We start from the raw sequence: 24,547 nt of genomic DNA, 5'->3' as shown, positions 1-24,547 counted from the left end.
TAGATTGCGGGCGTGAGCCTCGCCCCCGCCGGACGGTTCGCGCCGAGCCCGTCGGCCGACCTGCACATCGGCAATCTGCGCACCGCGGTGCTGGCGTGGTTGTTCGCGCGATCGACGGGGCGTCGGTTCCTGCTGCGGGTCGAAGACCTCGACGACCGAACGTTCAGCGACATCGGCACCCGGCAGGTCGATGACCTCGCGGCGATCGGGCTCACCTGGGACGCTCCGGTGGAATGGCAGACGGGCCACCGGGACCGCTACGACGCCGTGATCAAGCAACTGCAGGATGACGGCCTGCTGTACGAATGCTATTGCAGCAGAAAAGATATCGCGCAGGCTCCGCAAGCCCCCCATGCACCTCAGGGCGCCTACCCCGGCACGTGCCGCGAGCTGACCGCCGTCGAGCGCGAGAGCCGCCGGGCCGAGACCGGGCGCCCGCCCGCGCTGCGGCTACGCACCGACACGTTCGTCGGCACGGTCACCGATCTGGTGCACGGCAGCTACACCGGCATCGTCGACGATTTCGTGGTCCGGCGCGGCGACGGTGTACCGGCGTACAACCTGGCGGTGGTGGTCGATGACGCGGCCTCCGGTGTGGATCAGATCGTGCGCGGCGACGACCTGTTGAGTTCGTCGCCGCGCCAGGCGTACCTGGCGCGGCTACTCGGCTACCCGGAGCCCACGTACGCCCATGTGCCACTCGTGCTCAACGAGGACGGCGCGCGGCTGGCCAAACGCGACGGCGCGGTGACGCTCGCCGAGATCGGCGTCGACCGTGCGCTCGAGCAGATCGCCGGCTCACTCGGATACGCGGCGACCACCGTCGCAGGCATGCTGGCCGAGTTCGACCCGGCCGCCCTGCCCCGCCAACCATGGATTTACCAGCCCGGATGAGCAGAACCCTTCGGGATTTCCCAGCGCATTGCTAGGTTGCGGCAGTGAGGTACTCCCTGCGGCGGGCCCTGCTCGCGATCGTCATCCTCGGTGCGCTGCTGACCGCCGGATGCGGATCTTCGGGCGGCGGCGACAACCCCCTCAAGTCCGCCGGTGTGCTCCGCGTCGGCACCGAGGGCACGTATGCGCCGTTCAGCTACCACGATCCCAAGACCGGTGAACTCGTCGGCTACGACGTCGACGTCGCCAAGGCTGTCGGCGAGAAGCTGGGCGTGCGTGTCGAATTCGTCGAGACACCGTGGGACTCGATGTTCGCGGCGCTGGAGGCCAACCGGTTCGACGTGGTGGCCAACGAAGTCACGATCAACCCGGAGCGTCAGGGCAAATATGATCTGTCCCAGCCGTATTCGGTGGGCGAGGGGGTGATCGTCACCCGCGCGGACGACAATTCGATCACCTCGCTCGCCGACCTCAAGGGCAAGACCGCCGCCGAGAGTGCCACCAGCAACTGGTCGGAGGTTGCGCGCAAGGCTGGAGCGCGCGTCGAGACCGTGGAAGGTTTCACGCAGGCCATCACGCTGCTCAACCAGGGCCGCGTCGACGTCGTCGTCAACGACAGCATCGCGGTCTACGCCTACCTCGCCGAGACCGGCGACAAGTCGGTCAAGATCGCGGGCACCGTCGGCGAGAAGAGCGAACAAGGGTTCGCGGCCCGCAAGGACAGCGGCATGCTGCCCGAACTCAACGACGCGATCGGCCAGCTCCGCGCAGACGGCACGCTGGCCAAGATCTCTCAGCGCTACCTCAAGGCGGATGCGACCGGCGCGCCGTCGGAGAATCCGATCCGGGCGGCCGGAGTGTTGCGCGTCGGTACCGAGGGCGTGTACTCGCCGTTCAGCTACCACGATCCCGCGACCGGCAAGCTCGTCGGCTACGACGTCGACGTCGCGAAGGCCGTCGGCGAAAAGCTCGGTGTGCCGGTGGAATTCGTCGAGACGCCGTGGGACTCGATCTTCGCCGCGTTGGAGGCCAAGCGATTCGACATCGTCGCCAACGAAGTCACCATAACGCCGGAGAGACAGGGGAAGTACGACCTGTCGCAGCCCTACTCGGTCGGCGAGGGGGTGATCGTCACCCGCGCCGACGACGACTCCATCAAGACGCTTGACGACGTCAAGGGCAAGACCGCCGCGGAGAACGCCACCAGCAACTGGTCGGAGATCGCACGCAAGGCCGGGGCCGACGTCGAGGCCGTCGAGGGCTTCACGCAGGCCATCACGCTGCTCAACCAGGGCCGCGTCGACGTCGTCATCAACGACAGCATCGCCGTCTACGCCTACCTCGCCGAGACCGGCGACAAGTCGATCAAGATCTCAGGCACTGTCGGTGAGAAAAGCGAACAGGGCTTCGCGGCCCGCAAGAACAGTGGCCTGCTGCCCGAACTGAACGGGGCGCTCGACGAGCTCCGCGCCGACGGCACCCTGGCCGAGATCTCCCAGCGCTACCTCAAGACCGATGCCACCGGTGCCGCGCCGGGTACCGGGCACGACGGGCAGAATTCGCAGGCGCCGCAGGTCCGGTCGGCGTGGCAGCTGATCCTGGACAACCTCTGGCCGCTGGCCAAGGCCGCCATCACGGCAACCATCCCGCTGACCATCATCAGCTTCGCGATCGGTCTGGTGATCGCGCTGGGGGTCGCGCTGGCCCGACTGTCGTCGAACGTGGTGCTGAGCAACATCGCCCGTTTCTACATCTCGATCATCCGCGGCACCCCACTGCTGGTGCAGCTGTTCATCGTGTTCTTCGCGCTGCCGGAGTTCGGGGTGAAGATCGACCCGTTCCCTGCCGCGGTGATCGCGTTCAGTCTCAACGTGGGTGGCTACGCGGCCGAGATCATCCGCTCGGCCATCCAGAGCATCCCGAAGGGCCAGTGGGAGGCCGCCGAGACGATCGGGCTCAGCTACGTCGGAGCGCTGCGGCGCATCATCTTGCCGCAGGCCACCCGGGTAGCGGTGCCGCCGTTGTCCAACACGCTGATCTCTCTGGTCAAAGACACATCGCTGGCCTCGACGATTCTGGTGACCGAACTTTTGCGGCAGGCACAGATCGTGGCGGCACCGACGTTCGAGTTCTTCGCCCTGTACGGCACGGCCGCGGTGTACTACTGGGTGATCTGCCTGGTGCTGTCGTTCGGTCAGAGCCGCATCGAACGCCGACTGGAAAGGTATGTGGCGCGATGACCGAGAACCGGATCGAAGCCCAGGACGTCCGGAAGGCGTTCGGCGACAACGAAGTCCTCAAAGGAGTTTCGTTCACCGTGCCGCGGGGCTCCGCGACGACCATCATCGGCCCATCGGGTTCGGGCAAGACCACGCTGCTGCGCGCACTCAATGCGCTGGACGTGCCCGACGCCGGCGTGATCAAGGTCGGTGAGGTCGAACTGGACTTCTCGAAACCCGTCACGAAGGACCAGTTGCGTCGTTACCGCGCGCAGAGCGGGTTCGTGTTCCAGGCGCACAACCTCTTTCCGCACAAGACGGTGCTGCAGAACATCACCGAGGGACCGCTGGTGGTGCAGAAGCGCCCCCGTGACGAGGTGGAGTCGGAGGCTACCGAACTACTGAGCCAGGTCGGCCTGGCAGACAAGCGCGATCAGTATCCGTTCCAGCTTTCGGGTGGGCAGCAGCAACGCGTCGGCATCGCCCGGGCCTTGGCACTCAAGCCCAAGGTCGTGTTGTTCGACGAGCCGACCTCGGCGTTGGACCCGGAGCTGGTCGGCGAGGTGCTCTCGGTGATCCGGGATCTCGCAGTCGAAGGCTGGACGCTGGTGATCGTGACGCACGAAATCCAGTTCGCCAAACAGGTTTCGGATCAAGTGCTCTTCACCGACGGCGGAGTGATCCTGGAGCAGGGCCCGCCCGCCGCGGTGATCGGCGACCCGCAGGAAGATCGCACGCGCCAATTCCTGCAACGCATCCTCAACCCGCTCTAGTTCCTCCGGCCAGCAGACGCGTAGGTACCCAATTTCGCGCTATTGCGGGCACTTACGCGTCTGCTCGCGCAGATCAGCCGACCCGTTTCGCAGCCGCCAGCAGCTCATCGCGGAACTCGGGATGCGCGATGGCAGCGAGTGCCTCGCCGCGCTCCCGAATGCTCTTGCCCTCCAGTTCGGCTGCGCCGTATTCGGTGACGATCACGTCGACCTGATGGCGCGGCGTCGTGATCACCGCACCGGGCCCGAACCACGGCACGATTCGCGACCGGCGCTCACCGTCCTTCTCGAACGTCGAGGGCAGACAGATCAACGAGCGGTCCGACAGCTCGAGTCCGGCGCCGGCGACGAAATCCTCGGCGCCGCCGATTCCGCTGAACTGGCCGCCGTCGATGGTGTCGGCGACGACCTGGCCGTAGATGTCGACCGCGAGCGCACCGTTGATCGTGACCATGTCGTTGTTGGCGCCGATCACCTCGGGTGCGTTGACGATCTCGACCGGTAGGAACGACACATCCTCGGTGCCGTCCAACCATGCATAGAGCTCGGCCGAACCCATTGCGAACGTCGTCACGCTCACCCCGTCGAACAGGCCTTTGGCGGCGTTGGTGACCTTGCCCGCGCGGTGCAATTGCATGCAACCGTCGGTGAACATCTCGCTGTGCAGGCCGTAATCACCGCCGTCACCCTCGGCGAGCAGTGCCGCGATCTGGCTGGGAATCGAGCCGATCCCCGTCTGCAGCGTGGCGCCTGACGGAACGTATTCGACGGCGTGCCGCGCGATCGCCCTGTCGACGTCGGTGGGCTGCGCACCGGGCAGCGCGAGCGGCGCATCGGTCGAGCGCACCAGGACGTCGATCTCGTCGACATGGAGCGCGTGCCGGTAATCGCCGAGCCCAAAGGTTCGGGGATAAGCGTCGGATACCTCGACGACGAGCAGTCGCTGCGGGTCGGCGCCCGCCCGGCGCAGCTCACCGACCGTGGCGCCGGCGTGCAGTGACAGCGAGCACCACCCGTCGGCATCGGGGGGCGTCGCGACCGTCGTCATCACGCGCGGTGCTTGGCGTTCGAGCAGCGGGGCGAACCGGCGGAAGTCCGCAGGCGCGAATTCGACGTTGGCTCCGGCATCTCTGAGGATCCGTTCGAACGGACCGAAGAAGCCGGACAGGTAATGCACGCCCGGCCGCGTGAAAAGTTCGGTCCCGACCCCGAGCAGGGCGCCATAGACGCGCAGATCCGTCCAGTCCTCACGCTCACCGAGCGCGCGCAGGAATGCCGGCGGCTGTCCGGGGCCGAGTGGGATACCGAGGGTGTCAGCGGTCGACAGGCGCGCGACGGCCTGTTCGACGGTGAGCTCTTCTGGCATGCCGACACTCTTCCGTGGCTGACGGCATTTGTACACGCCTGCACCGCATGGTCCGATTTCCGCCAGCACCCCCGCGTACGGGCTCATAGCGTCAGCGGCATGACATCCCAGCCTGACCTGACCCGAATCACCGTGTGGTTCACGGCGATTGCCGCAGCGCTCGGCACCGCCGCGATCTATCCGCTGCAACCGGCGGTATCCGACGTCGCTGCCGGTCTTGATGTCTCGATCGCCCAGGTCGGTGTCGCGTTGGCGTGCGGCCCGGTTGGCTACCTGCTGGGGCTCGCGACGCTGGTACCACTGGTCGACCGGTTCCCACCGAAATACGTGCTCGCCGCGCAGTTCGCCGCTTTGGCCGTGGCCTTGACGGCCAACGCCGCTGCCGGCGCACTGTGGATTCTCGGCATCGCCGTCGGGGCGATCGGCGCCTGTTCCACCGTCGGCGCGCAGTTGAGCTCTATCACGGCGCGCTTCGTCCCGGACGGCAGGCGCGCAACAGCGCTCGGCATTGTGACGGCGGGCATCTCGGCCGGAATCATCGGTGGCCGCATCGCCGGTGGCTGGCTGACCGAGGTGTCCGGATGGCGCGGCGCCCTGCTCGTGTTCGCGCTCGCCGCCGCGATCACCGCGCTTGTCGCGTTACGCACCTTGCCCGACGCGGCCGGTTCGGCCACCGGCGGCTACCTCGCGACGCTTCGCGGCCTCCCCGGCCTGTACGTGCACTTTCCGGCATTGCGTATCGCCGCGGGACGCGGCGCGCTCTGGTTCTTCGCCTTCTGCGCAATGTGGGCCGGTATCGCAGTGGCGCTGGCGCAGCCGCCGTTCTCGTATTCCGCTGAACGGATTGGTCTGTACGCCCTCGCCGGCCTGCTGGGCATCGTCGCGACGCGTATCGCCGGTGTGTGGACGGACCGTGTGGGCGCCCGACGAGTCATGATGTTCGGCCTGGCCATCGCGACCCTCGGCGCGGCCACTCTGGGTGCGTGCCTGTCGAATGCCGCGGTCACGCTGATCTGCCTGGCCGTGTTCGACGCCGGGCTGTTCGCGGCCCAAGTCGCCAATCAGAGCACGGTCTTGGCGATCGACCCGGCCGCGCCCGCGCGGTTCAACAGCGCCTACATGGTGGTGTACTTCGTGGGTGGCAGCCTGGGCACCGCATTCGGTGCGGCCGCCGTGGGATGGTTCGGCTGGCCCGCGACCGCAGCCGTGACCGCCGCGGCGATCGCCTTCGCGATGCTGCTGACCGCACGCAGCGCCGACGCTGCTGCCCGCGCCGAGCGCCAGGTCGGCGTACACCCCCTACCAACCACAACCACCACCACTCAACTGACGACCTACGGCGCAAGCTCCTGCTGCCCCCAGGGCGAGCCGTAGTCCTTCAACAGGTCCAGGAACGGCACGGCGTCGAAGGCCTCCGGACCCAACACTCCTGTGTCGCTCCATGTGCCGTTGGCCAGAAGTTCGAGTGCCACAACGGGATTGATCGCGGTCTGCCACACCACGCACTGGTGTCCGTACTCGGCCATGGACCACTGGTTGTCGACGACGTGGTAGAGGTACGTCGACCTCGGCGCACCATCCTTACCGGTGCCCGTGACCCACAGCCCCGCACAGGTTTTGCCGTGCATCTGCGGGCCGAGAGTCGCCGGGTTCGGCAGGCAGGCCGCCACCACGTCCCGGGGGCTCACCCGCACGTCACCTACCGTGACCTTGTCCGTCCGGTCGAGCCCGACCTTGTGCAAAGCCTTGAGCACGTCGATGAATTCGGTGCCGAGGCCGTACTTGAACGTCGCGCGCTTGCAATCCACCCAGCGCGGCATCAACAGCACTTCCTCGTGCTCCACGTTGACGCATTCGACCGGTCCGATGCCCTCAGGGAAGTCGAAAACCTCTGGCTCACTGAACGGTTCGGTGACGAACCAGCCGCGGTCGGACTCCCAGATCACCGGCGGGTTGAGGCACTCCTCGATCGTGGTCCAGATCGAGAACGACGGTGCGAAGTCGTAGCCGTCGACGGTGAGGTTGGATCCGTCTCGCGTGCCGAGTTCGTCGATCTCGGAAAACAGGTGATCGGCCGCGTAGCGCGCGAACACATCTGAGAGCCCGGGCTCCACCCCGATGCCGACCAGGGCCAGCCGGCCGGCGGCTTGCCAATCGGCGGCAACCGCGAACTGCTCGTCACCGAGCTTGACCCCGGTGAGTTCGTAGGGCTTGTCGGGGTGACGTTGCGACAGACTCATCGCCATGTCGAGATAGTCGGCACCGCCTGCCAGGGCACCGTTGAAGATCGGCATCACGAAGCGCGGGTCGACGGCGTTCATCACATGGGTGATGCCGTATCGGCGCACCAGCTCGGCCACCGCGTCGGCAGACGTCGCGTCGACCTGCGCGGCGGTGAACCGCGCGTCGCCGACCGCGTCTGCCGCGGCCTTGGCCCGGCTCTCGTCGTAGTCGCACACCACGATCTGTTCGAAAAAATCGCGCCGGGCCGCGATCGCGCAGAACGCAGCACCCACGCCGCCGGCACCCACCAAGAGGATCCGCATGCGGAAGAACCGTACCCGTGGATTGCGGTTTTCGTCGGGTTTGTGGCGATCTACGGAAGGATCCATCTACGCAGTGGCGTTTCGGCAACGGAAACCGTTGCAGCTCTCGGCGCCTAGACTTCGACGGACAGCGTCGACATGCCCCGCAGTGTGAGGTTGCGTTTGTACACCGGATCGGCGGCAAGCCGGGCCTGCGGGAAGCGCGCGGTCATCGCCGACAGCGCGACCCCGGCCTCCAACCGCGCGAGCGGCGCGCCGAGGCAGAAATGCGGCCCCTTGCCGAATCCGATGTGCCGGATACTGGCGCGGTCCGGGTCGAATTCGTCGGGCCGCTCGTTGGCGGCAGGATCACGATGCGCGGCGGCCAGCAACAGCATCATGAAATCTCCCTTGGGGACAGCCACGTCCCCGATCTTCATGTCCTCACCGGCAATTCGCGACACCAACTGGACGGGTGGATCGAACCGCATGGTCTCCTCGACCACGGCATGGGCCTGGCCGGCGTCGGCGCCGAGCGCAGCCCATTCGTTCGGGTGACGCAGCATCGCCAACGTCGCGTTGGCGATCAGGTTGACCGTGGTCTCGTGGCCTGCGATGAGCAGCAGGTTGCAGGTCGCGATGATCTCGTCTTCGGTGAGCTGATCACCGGATTCCTCCACCTGGATCAGGCCCGACATCAGGTCGTCACCTGGCTGACGCCTGCGCCGTTCGATGAGTTCGCGCAGGTATTCGTTGAGCCACAGTCCGGCTTGCATCTGCTGATCGAACAGATCCGAGGTCTCACCGGTGAGCGCCAGGAACGGATCCAGCGCCGCGGCGAGCAGTTCGGAGGCCCAGCTGAAGCGTGGCTCGTCCTCGATCGGGACGCCGAGCAGGCGACAGATCACCGCGACGGGGAGCGGATAGGCCAGGCCCGTGATGACATCGAACGGCCCGTCAGCGACCGCGGCCTCATCGAGCAACCCATCGACGAGTGCGGTGATGTCCGGCTCCAGCGCCTTGACGACCTTCGGCACGAAGGCCTTGCTGACGAGCTTGCGCAGCCGCGTGTGATCGGGCGCGTCGAGGAACAGGAAGCTCGTAGTGCCGCGGCGGGGTTCGGTTTCGGTCTCGAGCTGCCGTTGCGCGATGGTCGACTTCATCCGGTCGCTGGACGACGCGGGGTGCCGCAGCACCTCGTCGCAGTCGGCGAACGATGTGAACACCGCGAGATTGGACTCGGGGAGTTGCAGTGGGCCGCATTCGCGGATCCGGCGGTACGTGGGGTACGGATCCGCGCGGCTGGCCGGGTCCAGCATCTCCATCAGCAGCGCCTGTGCGTTGGTGGCCGCCGGGCTGGATGAGGTCATGCACTTATTGTGCACGCGTTGAAGAGTGTGCAGCTCAGCTCACGGGCGTGCCGTAATAACGCCCCAGCACGTGGGCGCGCAGCTCGTCGAACTCGCCCGCGACGATCGCGGCGCGGATCTGGTCGACCAACCGGATCACGAACCGCTCGTTGTGGATCGTGCACAGCGTCGCCGACAGCATCTCCTTGGCCTTGAACAGGTGCCGGATGTAGGCGCGCGAGTAATTGGCGCACGTATAGCAATCGCATTCGGCGTCGATCGGGGTGAAGTCCCGCTTGTACCGGGCTCCCGTGATGTTGAACCGCCCGGTCGACGAGTAGACCGCGGCATTGCGGGCAACGCGCGACGGCGACACGCAGTCGAACGTGTCAGCGCCGGCCGCCACGGCATCGAACAGGTCGTCGGGTTCGCTGATGCCCAGCAGGTGCCGCGGCTTGTCGGCCGGCAACTCGCTGCTGACCCAGCCGACGATGGTGGCCAGGTTCTGCTTCTCCAACGCGCCGCCAATGCCGTAACCGTCGAACCCGTGGCCGTCCGCGGTACGGATCTCGGTGAGCCCGCGGGCGGCCTGCCGACGCAGATCTTCGTACTGCGCGCCCTGGACCACCCCGAACAGCGCCTGCCGCGGCCGCTCCGGCGTCGAGTCCTGCAGCCGGTGGTGTTCGATGAGGCATCGCACTGCCCACTCGTGCGTGCGCTGGACCGAGCTTTCCTGGTAGCCGCGCGTGTTCACGAGCGTCGTCAGCTCGTCGAACGCGAAGATGATGTCGGCGCCGAGCTGATGCTGGATGCCGATCGAGATCTCCGGGGTGAACCGGTGCTTCGAGCCGTCGAGATGCGACCGGAACGTCACGCCGTCGTCGTCGACCACCGCGAGCCGTTCCTTGCCCTTGGCGATGATGTCGTCGGTCTGCAACCGCTCGGTGTCCATCGCCAGCACCTTCTTGAACCCGACGCCCAGCGACATCACCTGGAACCCGCCGCTGTCGGTGAACGTCGGCCCCGGCCAGTTCATGAACGCACCGAGCCCGCCGGCCTCGGCCACGATGTCCGGACCCGGCTGCAGATAGAGGTGGTAGGCATTGGCCAGGATGGCCTGGGCACCAAGCTGTTTCATGGTCTCGGGCAGCACCGATTTGACGGTCGCCTGAGTTCCGACCGCAATGAAGGCCGGGGTCTGGATGTCACCGTGCGGCGTGTGAATCGTCCCGACCCGACCGAGTCGGCCGGCTAACTCGGCCTCCACGGTGAAGTAAGGCTGGTCCACAGCAGGTATTCAACCGGATCTGCATCCGATTTCCGTCGCGGGGGCCGACCCGGCCATACTGCTGTGCGTGAAGCACGGGTTCGTCGTCGCCGCGGGATGTGCAGCCATACTGGCCGGACTGGTCGGATGTTCGTCGCAGGAGCCGGATTCACCGGCATCCTCGGGCGGAGGCAAGGTGACGTTCGGAAGCACTGACGCCGGGCCCGTCACGTCCGTCAAGTGCGACACGAAGGACGGGCTGACCACCATCTCGATCGAGGGCAAGTTGCACAGCACCGTGGTGGTGACCGAGGGCCAGGCACCGGCCGTGAAATCGGTCAGCATCGGCGAGGTCGGATCCGACGGCCCGGCCCTGATGTACTCCGAAGGTGTGTCCAGCACACCGGTTGTGGTGTCCCGCGACGGCAAGAACTACACCGTGACGGGCAACGGCCTGGGATCCAACGTGGCAAACCGCGACGCACCGGTCGACACACCGTTCGACATCGCGGTCACCTGTCCCTGAGGAACGTGACGATCGCAGCGGCGAGCTCCTCGCCCGCGTCCTCCTGCAGGAAGTGACCGGCATCGGCGATCACGGGATGCTCGATGCCCTGCGCGCCCCGCATCTCCCGCTGGAAGACACCCGCCATACCGCCCGTGATCGGGTCGCCGTCGCTGAACGCGACAAGCATCGGAGTTTCGCTGGCCGACAACACCTTCCACGCTGAACGGTTGGCGGCCGAGGCCGCGTCGTCGGGTGAGGTCGGTACCAGACCGGGCATGGCGCGCGGCCCGGCACAAAAGGAATCGTCCGGGAACGGCGCATCGTAGGCGGCCCGGACGTCGTCACTGACCGGACGGCGGCAGCCGGACGCAACGAACCTGCCGATGTCGATGGTCGGCAGGTTTTGGATCGCGGTGCGGAACTGCCACCAGATCTCAGGCATCGCGATGTCGCCCGTGGGCAGCCCGGTGTTGGCGACGACGATGTTGGCGAAGCGGTCGGGATGCTCGGCGGCCAAACGCAATCCGATCAGCCCGCCCCAGTCCTGACCGACCAGCGTCACGTCGCGCAGATCGAGGACGTCGAAAGCCAACGCCCGCATCCACTCCACGTGCCGCGCATAACTGTGGTCCTCGATCCGGGTCGGCTTGTCCGACCGGCCGAACCCGACGAGGTCCGGGCAGATCGCCTGGTACCCAGCGGCCGTCAGGATCGGAATCATTTGCCGGTACAGAAACGACCAAGATGGTTCCCCATGCAACAACAGGATCGGAGCGCCGTCGGCCGGCCCGGCCTGCACCCAGGCCACCCTGAGCCGGCCGCCGTCACCGTCGTCGACTTCGCAATAGCTTGGTTCATAAGGGAATTCGGGTAGATCGCGAAATCGCTCGTCCGGGGTCCGCAGAGTCTGCATGCCGTGAAGATACGACCGCTCCCCGATTCGTGCCCGTCAATTCACTCAATCCCCTATCGAACGCAAAGGCTCACCTCATACTTCTCCGAGACGGTTTGCCGACGACGGCGGACCGCTGACCGTGAGGAGAACAGTGGTGAAGCGTGGGTTCTTGGTTGTCGTCGGCGGTGCCGCCGTCGTCATCGCCGGCCTGTCCGGCTGTTCATCGGACGAGAAGAAGTCGGAGTCGACGGCCTCCGCGACTGCGACGGCCAGCGCCGAAGGCGGTGGTGCATCGGTCACCACAGGTTCGGGCACAGCCAAGGTGACGATCGACGGTAAAGACCATCCGGTGTCCGGCTCAATCGCGTGCGTCAAGCAAGGCGGAAACGTCAACATCGCGCTGGGCCAGGGCATGACAGGCATCACCGCCGTCGTCTCCGAAGCCGACCCGCCCGCCGTAACCGCGGTGCAGCTCGGCAACATCGACGGCGTGATGCTGCAGTACGGCGCGGGTGCGCCCGGCGGCAGCGCGGAAGCCACCAAGGACGGCAACAAGTACACGATCAAGGGCAACGCCACGGGCGCTGACATGGCCAATCCGATGGCCGGCGTCGTCACCAAGCCCTTCGAACTGGAAGTTACCTGCCCATAGTTTGCTGACGCGAGTGGGCTTGAGTACCGTTCCGGTTGCCGGAGGTCGTTCAAGCCCACTCTCCGCGTACCAGTAGGAGCAGCCGGTGGCCAAGCACCGCAAGCGTTCACGGAATTCCGCTGTCATGGTCGCCGGTGCGACCGCCGGCATCTCGACCGCATTGACCCTCGGCCACGCGACCAACGCCACGGCGGCAACCCTCCCCCAGGGCGAAACGGTGATCGGCGTCGGCGGCTGGCGCAACCCGACCAGTGACCGGGTCAAGAACAAATTCGAAGGCGCGTATGACGTGGCCGGATTCAAGGGCGTCAACTACCCGGCCGCACTGCCGATCGATCCCAGTGTCGACGACGGGGTGCCTGCGCTCAGTCAAGAGGTGGACGACGCGTCCGGGCACACCGTCATAGTCGGCTACTCAGAGGGATCGATCGTCGCCGAGAGATACAAGCGCAGCCTTGCCGGTCAGCCGACGAAAGACATCGAGTTCGTCTACATCGCGGCGCCCACGGTGCCGAACGGCGGCATCTACGCGCGCTTCCCCGATCTCCGCATGCCGGGCTTCACCAGCACGGGCGCTGCCGCCGAGTCGCCATACAAGGAAACGTTCGTCACCATCGAGTACGACCCGGTGGGGGACTTCCCCGCCTACGCCAACCCGCTGTCGCTGGCGAATGCGGCCGCGGGGATGGTGTACCTGCACGGCGACCCCACACCCGATGCGACCAATCTGGAGACGGCAGACAAGGCCGTGTACACGTCCGACGACGGCGACACCTACATCCTGGTGAAAACCGAACACCTGCCGCTGCTCAGGCCGGTGCGCGACGTGTCGGCGGCGCTGAACACCACCGCGTTGACGGAGCCGGTGCTGGGAGCCATCGAGCCGACCCTCAAGCTCGGTGTCGACATGGGCTACACGGATCGCGATTACTCCAACGCCGACACACCGACCCGGTTCTCGCTCGTCACGCCGCCCGAGCGCGTGGTCGAAACCGTCAAGCAACTACCCGGTGCCATCAAGCAGGGCACCGACAACCTCACCGGCGGATCGCCGTCGACTTCTGAACCCGAAACCTCCGCCAAGCAGGCCGAGACGAGCAAGCCCGAGCAGAAGCCGGACAAGCCCGCCGTCGCCAAGCCGAAGACACGCAAGCCGGCCGAGCGGGGCAACAACCTGACCGACGCGGTGTCGCGCACCTTGAAGAACCTCAAACCCAAGAAGCCGGCCCAGAAGGACGACGCACCCGCCGAGAAGCAGGACGCCGACAGCACGGTGTGATGTGCTTGGGCCATGGCGGCCAAGCGAATTCTCTGTTTCGGTGACTCACTGACCTGGGGCTGGATCCCCGTGGCCGAGGGTGCGCCGACCGACCGGTTCACCCGCGACCAGCGCTGGACGGGGGTTTTGGCCCAACAGCTCGGGCCCGACTACGAGGTGATCGAGGAGGGCTTGAGCGCCCGCACCACCAACCTCGACGACCCGACCGACGCCCGCCTCAACGGGGCGGGCTACCTGCCGTCGTGTCTGGCGAGCCACCTGCCGCTCGACCTGGTGATCGTCATGCTCGGCACCAACGACACCAAGGCCTACTTCCGGCGCGAGCCCATCGACATCGGCGTCGGGATGTCGGTGCTGCTGACGCAGGTGCTGACGAGCGCCGGTGGTGTCGGCACCGGATACCCGGCACCGCAGGTGCTGGTGATGGCCCCGCCCCTGTTGGCTCCCATGCCGCATCCGTGGTTCCAGCTCATCTTCGCCGACGGCGCGCGCAAGTCCGCGGAGTTGGCCAACGTGTACAGCGCGCTCGCGTCATTCATGAAGGTTCCGTTCTTCGATGCCGGATCCGTCATCAGCACCGACGGGGTCGACGGAATTCACTTCACCGAGGCCAACAACCGCGACCTCGGCGTGGCCCTGGCCGAGCGGGTGCGCGCACTGCTGTAATGCTGTCTGTATGACTCGTCGCCCCCTGACGTGGCTCGCGGTATTCGGGCTCTTCCTGTCGATGGTCGGTTGTTCATCGGCGCCGGACCCCTCCGACGTCTTCGCGTCGTTCGCGGATGCCTTGCAACGCAAAGATGCTCACGCCGCAGCCCAACAGACCAGCGATCCGGCGGCCGCAGAGAAGTCCATCACGTCGATGTTCGACGGCATGGGCAAGGACGCCAAGCTCACGGTCAACTCGTCAGCGGCCGAGGGTGAGGACAACAGCTTCACCCTGAAGTACCAGTGGACCTGGGGCGACGGCCACGACTTCGGTTACGACACCACCGGATCCGCCACCAAGACCGACGCGGGCTGGACGGTCGGCTGGTCGCCCGCGCTGCTGCACAAGGATCTGCAGGATGGGCTGGCGTTCCAGTACAGCCAGGACAGCGACCTGCAGACCCCTGTGCTCGACCGGACCGGTCAGCCATTGATGACGTGGCAGACCGTCGGAGTGATCAACCTCGAGCGTGCGCACCCGGAAGCCGCGGCCCCGCTGGCCGCGCTGCTGGCCCCGTTCGACCCCACCACCACGCCAGATTCCATTTCCGCGCAGCTCAATTCGACGTCGGACGACCGCGTCACGGTCATGAAGTTGCGTGAGGACGACCTCAAACAGGTGCGTGACCAGCTCACCCAGCTTCCCGGCGTCACCGTCGCCGAGCAGGGCGAGCTCCTGACCACCAACCGCGCGCTGTCGTCGCCCGCGATCGACGGGCTGGCGCAGCTGTGGCACGACCGCATCACCAGATCCTCGGGCTGGTCGGTCTACCTGGTGGACGGCAAAGGCGCGCCGGCCCAGCGACTGGCCTCGACCCCGCCCGCACAGACCGATCCGATGCACACGACGCTCGACATGCGGCTGCAACTGCTCGCGCAGCAGGCCGTCGCGCAGGAGACCAGGCCCGCCGTCATCGTGGCCCTGTCGGGTTCGACGGGCGGCATCCTGGCGGCCGCGCAGAACTCCGCGGCCGCCCCGCAGGGTGCCATCGCGTTCTCGGGACTCTACCCGCCGGGGTCGACGTTCAAGACCATCACCACCGCGGCCGCACTGAAAGCCGATCTGGCCACACCTGATACGCCGCTGGCGTGCCCCGGCCAGGCCACCATCGAGAACCGGACCATCCCCAACGAGGACAACTTCGACCTCGGCATGGTGCCGCTCTCCTCGGCGTTCTCGCACTCCTGCAACACCACCATGGCGGCTCTGGCCGACAAGTTGCCCGCGGACGCGCTGACCAACACGGCCCGGGATTTCGGGATCGGGGTGGATTACAACGTGCCCGGGCTCACGACCGTGACAGGGCGCGTGCCCAACGCCGACACCGCGGCGCAACGCGTCGAGAACGGCATCGGGCAGGGCACCGTCACGGTCAGCCCGTTCGGCCTGGCCGTGGCCGAGGCCAGCCTCGCGCACGGTTCGACCATCACACCGTCGTTGGTCGACGGCGAAAAGACCACGGCCGACAAACCGTCGGTGCCGTTGTCCCCCAACGTCGTCGACGCGTTGCGCGCGATGATGCGCGGCACCGTGACCGAGGGCACGGCAAGCGAATTGAGCGACATCGCCGGCCTCGGTGGCAAGACCGGCACGGCCGAGTTCGGCGACAACACGCATTCGCACGGCTGGTTCGCCGGAATCGCAGGCGATATCGCGTTTGCGACGCTGGTGGTCGGTGGCGACTCGTCGGCTCCCGCGGTCAAGATCTCGGGCGACTTCCTGCGCTCTACCGGCTAGCCTGACCCCGGGTTTGGGTGTCAGCTGTGCAGACTGTGCTGCGCCGCGGCGCGATAGTTGGTCTGTCGCACGAACGCGATAGCCCAGCAAGCACAGGAGCCCATCATGAAGATGTCAGCGAAGTTCATCGCACCGTGGCTGGCGGCAGCGGCCATCACCGGCGCCGTCGCGTTGGCGCCGGTCGCCAGCGCCGCACCTGTTTCGCACTCACCGGCCACCACGGGAACCGATCCGCTCGTGCCGTACGGCACCAACCCCGACAACCCGTACCCGCAGGGCTATGTCGACTCCAACCACGACGAGGTCTACACCACGAACGGCAGTGTGGATCTGCCGTTCTGATGCGATTCGGCCGCCAGGTGAACGAGGCCGGCGGCTACCGCGAACCGGGGTCCGTGCACGCCGTCGATGTTGGCGCGCCCGACCACGACCGGAACGGTTCGCAGCGATTCGCCTACGGTGCGCAGCAATTCGTCGTCCAGCGCGCCGCCACCGGCCAGCACCAGTGCGGTCGGCGGTTTCTCGAAAGCCTTCAGGCACCGCGCGATGTTCGCGGCGACGGTCTCCTGCTTGATGGCCAGCCGCAGGCTACGCCATTCCTCGGCGGCCAGCTTGTTGGAGAACGGGACGAGTCCGGCACTGCCCCTGGTGCACAGGCGGCCGATCGCATCGGCCGGTGCCGGACCGTCCAAAAACAACCGCCGCCCGTCCTCTTCATGCGCGACGTGTGGTCCCTCGACGCGGATGGCAGGCGTGCGTTTGACCCGTTCGGCCAGTGCGCGTGGGATGTTGAGCATCCGCGCGACCGCGACCGTGATGGTCTCCCCCGCGCCCGCCGCAGTGACGGCGCGGTCGGGACCGATGAGATCGATTGTGCCGCCGCCGATATCACACACCACGGTGTCCGGCGGCAATCCCGGCGTTGTCTGTGCACCACGCGCCGCGGCGGCCGGTTCGGTCGCGATGGTGCGGGCCGGGCGTCCGGTCAACCGGCCCAGCGTCTCGGCGGCGTCCGCGACGTGATCGGCAGCGAGCAACGCGACCACCGTGCCCCGGGCATCGGCAACCCCGCGCCGCAGCCATGCTCCGTTGTCGAGGGCCGACAGCTCGGTGAAAAAGGCGTCGTCGACCGCCATCTCATGATCGGCCGTCGGGATCGAACGCAACCGGATCCGCGCGACCGTGCCTGGCGGTTGCGAACGCAGGATGCCGTGGGCCTGCGCGGGTGCGTAACGCACGACCTCCGCGTCGATCCTGAACTCGATGAAGTCGTCGTCGACCGCGGGCGGCTCGGGCGCCCCGGTACGCGGCGTGACCGCGATGGCCGGAGAATCGGCGAGTTCGCGGGTGAACTCCGCGACATCGTGAATCTGCTCGTGCCCGAGTTCCAGTGCGGCGCACAGCGCTATCGGATCGGCCAGGGCGCGGTACGCGCGCCCCTCTTCGACCACCTCGACCGCCACCAGCACTCCCGGCGGCAAACCGTCGAGCTCGACCTCGTCGACCACCGGGACGTCGACGGGGATCCGGTTGCGGATGAGCACCGCGTCGTCCTGCGCGGCGAGCACCCCGACGACCGACCAGCCCCGCTCGATCGCCGCCGTCAGTCCCGCGGCGGCGATCTCGAAATCGGTTTCCGTGTCGACCGACACGATCACCGGGCCCGGTTGCGCCGGTCCCGCCAGCGCGGTCAGCGGCGTGTGGCGCCCCACCGCGTAACCGGTGCCGGCCGGCGTGCTGGCATCGGGCCGCCGCAGGCTGCGCACCGGTGAGCGCGGTGACGGCGCGGCAGGCAGCGGTGCGGTCTCGGTGTCCACCGGCCGGATCGCCGACAGCACAAGCTCGTCCGCGCGGACCCCGGCATCGACTTCGATCCGGTGCAGCAGTGCCGCGGCGCCCTCCAGCGATTCCGGCGATCCCTTGCGCCCACGAGTCGGCGCCTGGCCGTGTGTGATCGGCTCGACTGTGCCATCTGTGATGCGCGCCAGGACGATCTCGGTGGTGTGATTACCGATGTCGACCCCGGCCACCACCCTCACCGCAACAGACCTCGCCGGGCGTAGACCGCGGCGGCCTGGCGCACCAACTCGGCACAGCGCGACGCCCCGCGACCCTCGAGCGAGGCTGACAAGGCGTCGAGCTCCGCTGCGGTGGACCGGTGCGGCCGCAGCGCCTCGTACAGACCCATGACCTCTTCGTCGTCGATGGTCGCCAATTCGGCCGCGCGCAAGAAGTTCTCGGCCAGTTGCGGGTTTCCGTGTTCTTCGGCGACGACGGCCTGGTGCGCGAGGACGGCCGGGTCCATCCGCAGGTCCGACAGATCCAGCTTGCCGTCGACCGCGGCTGCGACGGTGAACTTCTCGCTCATGCTCGGGTCACCTCCACCGTGACGGGCGCCTGACCCGGCTCGCTCGCCTCACGCTCCAGCGCCACCAGCGCGACGGCCCGCGCGTGGTAGCGCGCCGAGATCGATTCGTCGGTACCTCCCGTGAGGATCGGCACGGGTGCCATGCCCTTGGCGTGCCGCGCGGCGTTGCGCCCCAGCTCGCGGTAGTTCTTCGCGGTCAGCAGCGGCGCGACGCTGAACAGCTCGAGGTTGGCCAGTGGGGCCAGGTCTCGGCGATGGATCAGCGCGGTTCCCTTGCCCTGCAAACCTATTCCGATGCCGGACCCGGAAAGCTTGGCGGCCGTGAGCCCGATCAGGCCGACGTCGATGGTCGAGCGGACCCGCACAAACCGTGGCACGCAACCCTCTTCCTCAAGCCCCGCGCAGATCTGGCGGATGACCTCGCCGATGGTCAAGCCGCACAGGCTCAGCCACACACTGCGGCCCAACGCAGGCGAGAGGCCGATGCACACCTCACGGGGGTCGCTGCCCTGACGCGCCGGCTCCACCTCGGTCACGGTGATGTGCCCGGCGTGCTCGGCCTGATCGGCGGTCAGCTCGGCAGCGCTGCGCTGCTGGCGGATGTCGTCGATCTCGGCGCGGCGCTGCCCGGTCAGCGCATATCCGGTGCCCGGACCCGAATAGTCGTTGGGATCGGTGATTTTCGACAACACCCGGAACTGCTCGTCGAAGATCGCCGAGGTCTGCAGCTGATCGCCCCGCAACCGCTCGGCGGTCAGCTTCATGATGGCCTCGGCCTCCGCCCGAAAGCCCGTGCGGTGCAGCGCCGCCACAACGTCGAACACCGTGAGCTGCTTGGCCTCGATCGCGTTGGCCGCCTCGGCGACCGCCTTGGGATCGCCGGGCGGCAGGTCGCGCGAACCGTTGGCGGCCACCACCTCATCGATGTGGCTGTCGTCGAAATCGGCAAGCCCCAAGTCGCGGTACACCGCCTGCACGGCCTGTGCCGCGCGTCGTCGGACCCGGGCCAGATGCTCGGCCGACACCGTGCGCAGGCCACCGTCGGCTCCCCAGTCCCGTTGCAGGACGAGGAAGTCATCCATGTCGTCGGAGTTGAAGTTGGACAGCGCGAAGGCGTTGTCGTACCGCGGGATCGAACCGAATCCCGAGAAGATGAAGTCGGCACCGGCCAGCAGCACCGGCAGGGTGTGGGCGCTGCGCCGGATGTCGGATTCGGAGATCAGGTTGTCGTTGCCCGCGCACGATTCCAGGTCGCGCAGCATCACCATGAGGTTCTCGGCGAGCAGTTCCTTCATGCCCTCGGGCACCGAGGCCACCACCCCGACGCCGTCGATGCCCCCGTTCTGCACGCCCTGCGATCCGAGCGCACGGGCCAGCGACACGCAGCGCGATTCCAGGTAGAGGATCGAGCATTTCTCGGCCGCGCCCATCAGCACCTCGGCGCCGCCGCCGCTGGTGACCCGCATCTTGAGCCCGCGCGACGCGTACGCCGACGTGAGGATGGCCTTCGAGAACGGGGTGTCGTCACCGTCGACGAAGACCTGCTCGGTGCCGTAGATGGAAATGGTCTCGGCGTAGCTGGTCAGCCCGCGCAGCCCGAGCCGCAGCTCGAGGGCCTCCTCGATCGAACACTGCGCCATCGCGCCGGGTATCCCGACCTGCGAACCGATCAGCAGCGCAACGGCATTCGACGGTGCGTCGCCGAGTACCGGCACCGTCGTCTCCACTTCGCGGAACCCGTAGGCGACCGCGCTCGCGGCATCCGCGGCGATGAGCATCGGGTCGTCGAGCTGATTGGTCACGTGCGCCTGATTGCTCGGCGTGCGGCGGGCCCGCATCTTGGCCATCGCCATCTGCATCTCGACCGGCGTGAGCACCGCGATGACCCTGGCCAGCTTGGCCGGCGTGGTGCCGCCGATCAGCCGCACCACCTCGGCGCGCGGCACGTTGAGGTCGACGGTCTTGCGGGCCAGTTCGACGTCCGACATGGCCATGGCCTCGGCCGCGACGTCGAGGTCAAGGCCGTAGCGTGCGATGAACTCGTCGATCACGTCGAAGTCCGCGGCGGCCTTGCCGTCGAGTTCGACGACCTGACCGTCCCGGACCACCAGCGAGGGCTCCGGGTCATGCGGACTGTGCATCGCCACCAGGCCCAGAGCCGGGTTGGCCACGCTGAAACCGTCGAGGTTCACCGGTTTCGCGTCGAGAATCCGCATCCGCCCGAGCCCGGCGGCGTCGCTGTCCGTCACGCGAACCATTTTGCGTGACGCGCGGTATTTGGTCTAGCCATTACTGGTTTTGGTGTCAGACTCCGGTGGCGACCTCGAGCGCCTTGAGGGAGTCCTCGAGATGGCTGAGCATGCGCTGCAGGTGCGGCACGCTGCGCCGGCAACCGACCAAGCCGAAATCCAAGTTGTCGGCGTTGTTGGCCAGCGTGATGTTCATGGCCTGCCCGTCGAGCGCAATGGACAGCGGATAGTTGCCGTCCAGGCGGGCGCCCTTCCAGTACAACGGATGTCGCGGCCCCGGCACATTGGAGATGACCAGGTTGAACGGCGGGGCCGTGGCCTTGACGAAGCCCGGGACCGCGGCCAGGCCCAGCGGCGCGATCATCAGTGCCGACAACGCGAGGGCCTGCATCCGGGGCAGCTCCGAGAACACCTTCTTGTTGCCGCGCATCGACTCGCTGATCACGGTGAGGCGTTCGGCCGGGTCGTCGAGGTCGGTGGCCAGGTTGCACAGGATCGACCCGACCAGGTTTCCGCCGGTATCGGCCTCGTTCTCCGACCGTAGGCTGACCGGAACCATCGCGATCAGCGGCCGGTCAGGCAGCGCGGACTGCTCCAGCAGATATGCCCGCAACGCGCCGGCACACATGCCGAGCACGACGTCGTTGATCGTGGCGCCGGTGGCCTCCTTGATCCGCTTGAACCGCTCCAGTGGCCAGGATTGTGCCGCAACCCGCCGCGCACCACCGATCTTGACGTTGAACATGGTCTTGGGCGCCGCGAACGGCAACGTGAGTTGCTGTTCCAGCAACGCCGAGCGGGCCAGCTTCACGGACGACGGCGCGATCCCGGCGACCGAGCCCGCAGCGTCGGTCACGGTGCGCAGCAGCGACGAATTCTGGTGCGGCCGCTTCTTGCGCGGCACGTCCCACGGCACCCGGACCTCGGTATCGTCCGGATCCTCCGACAGCGTGCGCATGATCAGCTTGAGGGCCGAGACGCCGTCGATGAGCGCGTGGTGCAGCTTGGTGTAGACCGCGAACCGGCCGTCGGCCAAGCCCTCGATCAGGTGGGCCTCCCACAGCGGGCGGTGCCGGTCGAGCAGGCCGCCGTGCAGGCGCGACGTCAGTTCCAGCAGGTCACGCACTCGGCCTGGGGTCGGCAGCGCCGAGCGGCGCAGGTGATAGTCCAGGTCGACGTCGTTGTCGTAGGTCCAGCCGACGTTGGCGATGCCGCCGAGGATGGTCGCCGGGTGTTTGCGGAACACGGGCTGAAAGTCGGTGTGGGCGACCATTTCCTCGTGCAGTTCCCGCACGAAGTCGCGGCCCGCGCCGGCCGGCGGCTCGTAGAGCGCCAGACCGCCGACATGGAACGGGTGCTCACGCGTCTCAGCGATCAGGAACATCGAATCGGTGGGCGACATGAACTCCATGTGCCCATTGAACGCTTCGGCGCGCACCGGCAAGGCAAAACCGGAGTGTCAGTACAAGGTCGTCTCGTAATGCTCGTTGGTGATGTCGATCAGCCCGCTCACATCGATTCCCATGGTGGTGGCCATCTCGCCCATCTCCGCCCCGATGGCGCTGTAGAAATTCGCGCCGCCCAGCAGCGCTTCGGCCAGGCCGGGATCCGGGTTCCACATGCGCGAGCGGATGAGCGCCTTGCCGCATTGGTAGAACACTTCCTGGACGCGCACGATGGTGGCGAGCACCGCGGGCTTGCCGTCGGCCGCGAGCATGTCGAGCAGATTGGGGTCGTCGGTGACGAAGGCGTCGCCGTTGACGCGCAGCACCTCGCGGACGCCGGGCACCAGGAACAGCACGCCGATGCCGGGGCGCTCGACGAGGTTGCGGAACGTGTCGATGGCCTTGTTGCCCGGCCGGTCCGGGATCGCCAGGGTCCGCGAGTCGAGCACCTTGACCGCCCCGGGCGGGTCGCCCTTCGGGCTCGCATCGACCTGGCCGGCGTCGTTGACGGTCGCGACGACGTAGAACGTGCTGTGCGCGATGAAGCGCCGCGCGAAGTCCCCGAGGCTCGAGGTCTTCTTCTCCTCGATGAACTTGGGTGGATAGCCGATGATTTCGCGGATGCGAGACAGATCGACGGGCTGGTAGTCGTCAGCTGCGGTGCGGGTCATCGTCAGATGTCCAGTTCCAGTCGGGGTCCGGCCGCGCGGGACACGCAGATGAACATGCGGTCGTTGGCCGCGCGTTCCTGCTCGTCGAGGATGTCGTCGCGGTGGTCGGGGATACCGTCGAGCACCGCCGTCTCGCAGGTACCGCACAACCCTTCCCGGCACGAGGCCGACACCGGCACACCCGCATCCGCGAGGACGTCGAGAATGCTGCGCCCTGGCGGCACCGTGACGGTCTTGCCCGAACGCGCACAACGCACTTCGAATTCGGTATCGGGACGCGTCACCTTCGGTCGCGATGCGAACCGTTCGACGTGCAGCGCACCGGGCGGCCACTGCGTCAGTTGCTCGGCGATCGCGGCCAAGAGCGGTTCGGGTCCGCACGCGTACACGCCCGTGCCCGGCTGCGGTTGCGACAGCAGCTCGTCCAGCGGGATGCGCCCGGTTCGGTCGCTCTCGTAGCACTCGACCGTGCCACCGAGCTCCGCCAGTTCGTCGGTGAACGCCATCCTGGCCGCACTCGACCCCGCGTAGACCAGCCGCCACGGTGCGCCTCGCGCGGCGGTCTCCCGCGCCATCGCGAGAATCGGTGTGATGCCGATGCCACCGGCGATGAACAGGTAGCGGTCATGGTCTTGCAGCGGAAAGTTGTTGCGGGGACCGCGGATTGCGAGCTTCTGCCCTGGCCGCAGAAACGCGTGGACGTATTCCGAGCCGCCTCGGCTGCGGGCCTCGCGCCGGACCGCGATGCGATAGGTGTCGCGCTCTCCGGGTGAACCGCACAGCGAGTACTGCCGCGTGATCCCCGTGGGCAGCACGACGTCGACGTGCGCGCCCGGTTCCCAGGCCGGCCACGGCAGGCCGTCCGCACGGGTCAGCGACACCGACACCACGCCGTCGGCCTCGAGCCGCAACTGCCTGACCATCGCGGGCTGATCGGCACATCCCACACTCATCCGCTCGCCTCTCTTGAACAAGGATCAAGAACAACTATGCCCTACACTTGATCAACGATCAAGGCGTCACGTTTCGAGGAGAGCCGGCGTGGGACTGGACCGGGAACAAGTGGTCACGGCAGGTCTTGCGGTGCTCGACGACATCGGCCTCGATGCGCTGACCATGCGGAAAGTGGCCAATCACCTTGGCGTGCAACTCAACACCGTGTACTGGCACGCCGCGAGCAAGCCCGCCCTGCTGGCGGCCATGGCCGATCTGATGCTCGAAGGCTGCGCCGACGAACCGCTGCCGCAACAGTGGCAAGACCGGTTGCGTGAACTGGCGCACCGCTACCGCAACGCGATGCTCGCCCACCGCGACGGCGCGCGCGTGGTCGCCGGAACGTTTCCCGTCGAGTCGCGCACGCTGCAGTTGGGCGAGGCGTTCGTCTCGACACTGCTCGCGGGTGGCATCGAACCGCGCACCGCGGCGTGGTCGGCCTGGGCCATCGCGTACTACACCATGGGCATCACGCAAGAGCAGCAGGCATTGCCCGCGTTGGACCAGCCGGTGCGCCTCGCCGACGCGGTCAGCCCCGACCGCTATCCCGCGCTGGCACAGGTCGCCGAGTTCTTCCGCCCCGCAGACTTCGACCAGCGCTTCGACTTCGGGCTCGACCTGATGATCGCCGAGCTCGGCAGACGGTGA

22 protein-coding genes are annotated in these 24,547 nt (G+C 67.2%); 11 read left to right on the top strand and 11 right to left on the bottom strand.

The annotated features are described in order from the left end of the window. Positions 1-12 precede the first annotated feature (12 nt). The 3 genes from gluQRS to G6N67_RS14960 are packed head-to-tail and all read left to right on the top strand — an operon-like array spanning position 13 to position 3,886. Positions 13-894, top strand: coding sequence for a tRNA glutamyl-Q(34) synthetase GluQRS (gluQRS, locus tag G6N67_RS14970; protein ID WP_036431537.1), 882 nt, complete (start codon positions 13-15; stop codon positions 892-894). Positions 895-938: 44 nt separating this feature from the next. Next, entirely contained in the window at positions 939-3,134 is a 2,196-nt protein-coding gene (locus G6N67_RS39665; RefSeq protein WP_396898626.1) for an ABC transporter permease subunit, read from the top strand. Then, positions 3,131-3,886, top strand: a complete 756-nt coding sequence (locus tag G6N67_RS14960) for an amino acid ABC transporter ATP-binding protein (protein ID WP_036431535.1) — start codon at positions 3,131-3,133, stop codon at positions 3,884-3,886. Before G6N67_RS39665 ends, G6N67_RS14960 begins: the two co-directional genes overlap by 4 nt. Positions 3,887-3,959: 73 nt before the next feature. Here the strand turns inward: G6N67_RS14960 and G6N67_RS14955 are convergent, their stop codons facing one another. Next, entirely contained in the window at positions 3,960-5,252 is a 1,293-nt protein-coding gene (locus G6N67_RS14955) for an acetyl-CoA hydrolase/transferase family protein (RefSeq protein WP_036431533.1), read from the bottom strand. Positions 5,253-5,351: 99 nt separating this feature from the next. Between G6N67_RS14955 and G6N67_RS14950 the strand changes: the two genes are divergently transcribed. Then, on the top strand, positions 5,352-6,626 hold the full coding sequence (locus tag G6N67_RS14950; RefSeq protein ID WP_081812495.1) for an MFS transporter: 1,275 nt from the start codon (positions 5,352-5,354) through the stop codon (positions 6,624-6,626). Here G6N67_RS14950 and G6N67_RS14945 read toward each other — a convergent pair. From G6N67_RS14945 to tgt, 3 genes are all read right to left on the bottom strand, one after another. Next, complete coding sequence (locus G6N67_RS14945) at positions 6,587-7,798, bottom strand: saccharopine dehydrogenase family protein (RefSeq protein ID WP_036435240.1); 1,212 nt, start codon at positions 7,796-7,798, stop codon at positions 6,587-6,589. The two genes, G6N67_RS14950 and G6N67_RS14945, sit on opposite strands and share 40 nt — an antisense overlap. 113 nt (positions 7,799-7,911) lie before the next feature. Beyond that, positions 7,912-9,147 carry a cytochrome P450 gene (locus tag G6N67_RS14940; protein ID WP_036431531.1) on the bottom strand — a complete coding sequence of 412 codons (1,236 nt, stop codon included), beginning with the start codon at positions 9,145-9,147 and terminating at the stop codon, positions 7,912-7,914. A 34-nt stretch (positions 9,148-9,181) separates the two neighbouring features. Next, a complete protein-coding gene (gene tgt, locus G6N67_RS14935; RefSeq protein WP_036431529.1) occupies positions 9,182-10,414 on the bottom strand; it encodes a tRNA guanosine(34) transglycosylase Tgt in 1,233 nt (410 codons plus the stop codon). 67 nt (positions 10,415-10,481) lie between these two features. On the opposite strand from tgt, the gene G6N67_RS14930 reads away from it, so the two are divergent. Further along, positions 10,482-10,919 (top strand): lipoprotein LpqH, encoded by a 438-nt coding sequence (locus tag G6N67_RS14930; RefSeq protein WP_081812494.1) that lies wholly within the window; start codon positions 10,482-10,484, stop codon positions 10,917-10,919. On the opposite strand, the gene G6N67_RS14925 is transcribed toward G6N67_RS14930, so the two are convergent. Next, positions 10,906-11,814 (bottom strand): haloalkane dehalogenase, encoded by a 909-nt coding sequence (locus tag G6N67_RS14925; RefSeq protein ID WP_036431526.1) that lies wholly within the window; start codon positions 11,812-11,814, stop codon positions 10,906-10,908. The two genes, G6N67_RS14930 and G6N67_RS14925, sit on opposite strands and share 14 nt — an antisense overlap. A 136-nt stretch (positions 11,815-11,950) precedes the next feature. Between G6N67_RS14925 and G6N67_RS14920 the strand changes: the two genes are divergently transcribed. From G6N67_RS14920 to G6N67_RS14900, 5 genes are all read left to right on the top strand, one after another. Next, the gene (locus G6N67_RS14920) at positions 11,951-12,448 is read left to right on the top strand and encodes a lipoprotein LpqH (RefSeq protein ID WP_036435238.1); all 498 of its coding nucleotides are present in this window, start codon (positions 11,951-11,953) and stop codon (positions 12,446-12,448) included. 85 nt (positions 12,449-12,533) lie between these two features. Then, positions 12,534-13,727, top strand: a complete 1,194-nt coding sequence (locus G6N67_RS14915; RefSeq protein ID WP_229479273.1) for a PE-PPE domain-containing protein — start codon at positions 12,534-12,536, stop codon at positions 13,725-13,727. Between the two features lie 12 nt (positions 13,728-13,739). Continuing rightward, positions 13,740-14,393, top strand: coding sequence for an SGNH/GDSL hydrolase family protein (locus tag G6N67_RS14910; protein WP_036431525.1), 654 nt, complete (start codon positions 13,740-13,742; stop codon positions 14,391-14,393). A gap of 10 nt (positions 14,394-14,403) precedes the next feature. Further along, positions 14,404-16,173, top strand: a complete 1,770-nt coding sequence (locus G6N67_RS14905) for a penicillin-binding transpeptidase domain-containing protein (RefSeq protein WP_036431523.1) — start codon at positions 14,404-14,406, stop codon at positions 16,171-16,173. Between the two features lie 105 nt (positions 16,174-16,278). Further along, a complete protein-coding gene (locus tag G6N67_RS14900; protein WP_036431521.1) occupies positions 16,279-16,515 on the top strand; it encodes a hypothetical protein in 237 nt (78 codons plus the stop codon). On the opposite strand, the gene G6N67_RS14895 is transcribed toward G6N67_RS14900, so the two are convergent. From G6N67_RS14895 to G6N67_RS14870, 6 genes are all read right to left on the bottom strand, one after another. Beyond that, complete coding sequence (locus G6N67_RS14895) at positions 16,479-18,206, bottom strand: diol dehydratase reactivase ATPase-like domain-containing protein (protein ID WP_081812493.1); 1,728 nt, start codon at positions 18,204-18,206, stop codon at positions 16,479-16,481. The two genes, G6N67_RS14900 and G6N67_RS14895, sit on opposite strands and share 37 nt — an antisense overlap. A gap of 2 nt (positions 18,207-18,208) precedes the next feature. After that, on the bottom strand, positions 18,209-18,541 hold the full coding sequence (locus G6N67_RS14890) for a diol dehydratase small subunit (RefSeq protein ID WP_036431519.1): 333 nt from the start codon (positions 18,539-18,541) through the stop codon (positions 18,209-18,211). Continuing rightward, on the bottom strand, positions 18,538-20,757 hold the full coding sequence (locus tag G6N67_RS14885) for a propanediol/glycerol family dehydratase large subunit (protein ID WP_036435232.1): 2,220 nt from the start codon (positions 20,755-20,757) through the stop codon (positions 18,538-18,540). Before G6N67_RS14885 ends, G6N67_RS14890 begins: the two co-directional genes overlap by 4 nt. A gap of 88 nt (positions 20,758-20,845) precedes the next feature. Next, positions 20,846-22,201 (bottom strand): WS/DGAT/MGAT family O-acyltransferase, encoded by a 1,356-nt coding sequence (locus G6N67_RS14880; protein WP_036435231.1) that lies wholly within the window; start codon positions 22,199-22,201, stop codon positions 20,846-20,848. Between the two features lie 48 nt (positions 22,202-22,249). Next, on the bottom strand, positions 22,250-22,906 hold the full coding sequence (locus G6N67_RS14875; protein ID WP_051578644.1) for an MSMEG_1061 family FMN-dependent PPOX-type flavoprotein: 657 nt from the start codon (positions 22,904-22,906) through the stop codon (positions 22,250-22,252). A gap of 2 nt (positions 22,907-22,908) precedes the next feature. Beyond that, a complete protein-coding gene (locus G6N67_RS14870) occupies positions 22,909-23,859 on the bottom strand; it encodes a PDR/VanB family oxidoreductase (RefSeq protein WP_036431518.1) in 951 nt (316 codons plus the stop codon). Positions 23,860-23,947: 88 nt separating this feature from the next. Between G6N67_RS14870 and G6N67_RS14865 the strand changes: the two genes are divergently transcribed. Next, a complete protein-coding gene (locus G6N67_RS14865) occupies positions 23,948-24,547 on the top strand; it encodes a TetR/AcrR family transcriptional regulator C-terminal domain-containing protein (RefSeq protein ID WP_036431517.1) in 600 nt (199 codons plus the stop codon).

The sequence above is a fragment of the Mycolicibacterium mageritense genome (assembly GCF_010727475.1).
Taxonomy (GTDB): domain Bacteria; phylum Actinomycetota; class Actinomycetes; order Mycobacteriales; family Mycobacteriaceae; genus Mycobacterium; species Mycobacterium mageritense.
The sequence above is the reverse complement of the archived record's forward strand: the minus strand, read 5'-3'. Positions and strand labels throughout refer to the sequence as shown.

Excerpts from the sequence above, each read along its gene's own strand:
- G6N67_RS14960 (WP_036431535.1), top strand. The coding sequence starts at position 3,131 with ATGACCGAGAACCGGATCGAAGCCCAGGACGTCCGGAAGGCGTTCGGC.
- G6N67_RS14955 (WP_036431533.1), bottom strand. The coding sequence starts at position 5,252 with ATGCCAGAAGAGCTCACCGTCGAACAGGCCGTCGCGCGCCTGTCGACC.
- G6N67_RS14950 (WP_081812495.1), top strand. The coding sequence starts at position 5,352 with ATGACATCCCAGCCTGACCTGACCCGAATCACCGTGTGGTTCACGGCG.
- G6N67_RS14945 (WP_036435240.1), bottom strand. The coding sequence starts at position 7,798 with ATGCGGATCCTCTTGGTGGGTGCCGGCGGCGTGGGTGCTGCGTTCTGC.
- G6N67_RS14940 (WP_036431531.1), bottom strand. The coding sequence starts at position 9,147 with ATGACCTCATCCAGCCCGGCGGCCACCAACGCACAGGCGCTGCTGATG.
- G6N67_RS14925 (WP_036431526.1), bottom strand. The coding sequence starts at position 11,814 with ATGCAGACTCTGCGGACCCCGGACGAGCGATTTCGCGATCTACCCGAA.
- G6N67_RS14910 (WP_036431525.1), top strand. The coding sequence starts at position 13,740 with ATGGCGGCCAAGCGAATTCTCTGTTTCGGTGACTCACTGACCTGGGGC.
- G6N67_RS14905 (WP_036431523.1), top strand. The coding sequence starts at position 14,404 with ATGACTCGTCGCCCCCTGACGTGGCTCGCGGTATTCGGGCTCTTCCTG.
- G6N67_RS14900 (WP_036431521.1), top strand. The coding sequence starts at position 16,279 with ATGAAGATGTCAGCGAAGTTCATCGCACCGTGGCTGGCGGCAGCGGCC.
- G6N67_RS14890 (WP_036431519.1), bottom strand. The coding sequence starts at position 18,541 with ATGAGCGAGAAGTTCACCGTCGCAGCCGCGGTCGACGGCAAGCTGGAT.
- G6N67_RS14885 (WP_036435232.1), bottom strand. The coding sequence starts at position 20,757 with ATGCGGATTCTCGACGCGAAACCGGTGAACCTCGACGGTTTCAGCGTG.
- G6N67_RS14880 (WP_036435231.1), bottom strand. The coding sequence starts at position 22,201 with ATGGAGTTCATGTCGCCCACCGATTCGATGTTCCTGATCGCTGAGACG.
- G6N67_RS14875 (WP_051578644.1), bottom strand. The coding sequence starts at position 22,906 with ATGACCCGCACCGCAGCTGACGACTACCAGCCCGTCGATCTGTCTCGC.
- G6N67_RS14870 (WP_036431518.1), bottom strand. The coding sequence starts at position 23,859 with ATGAGTGTGGGATGTGCCGATCAGCCCGCGATGGTCAGGCAGTTGCGG.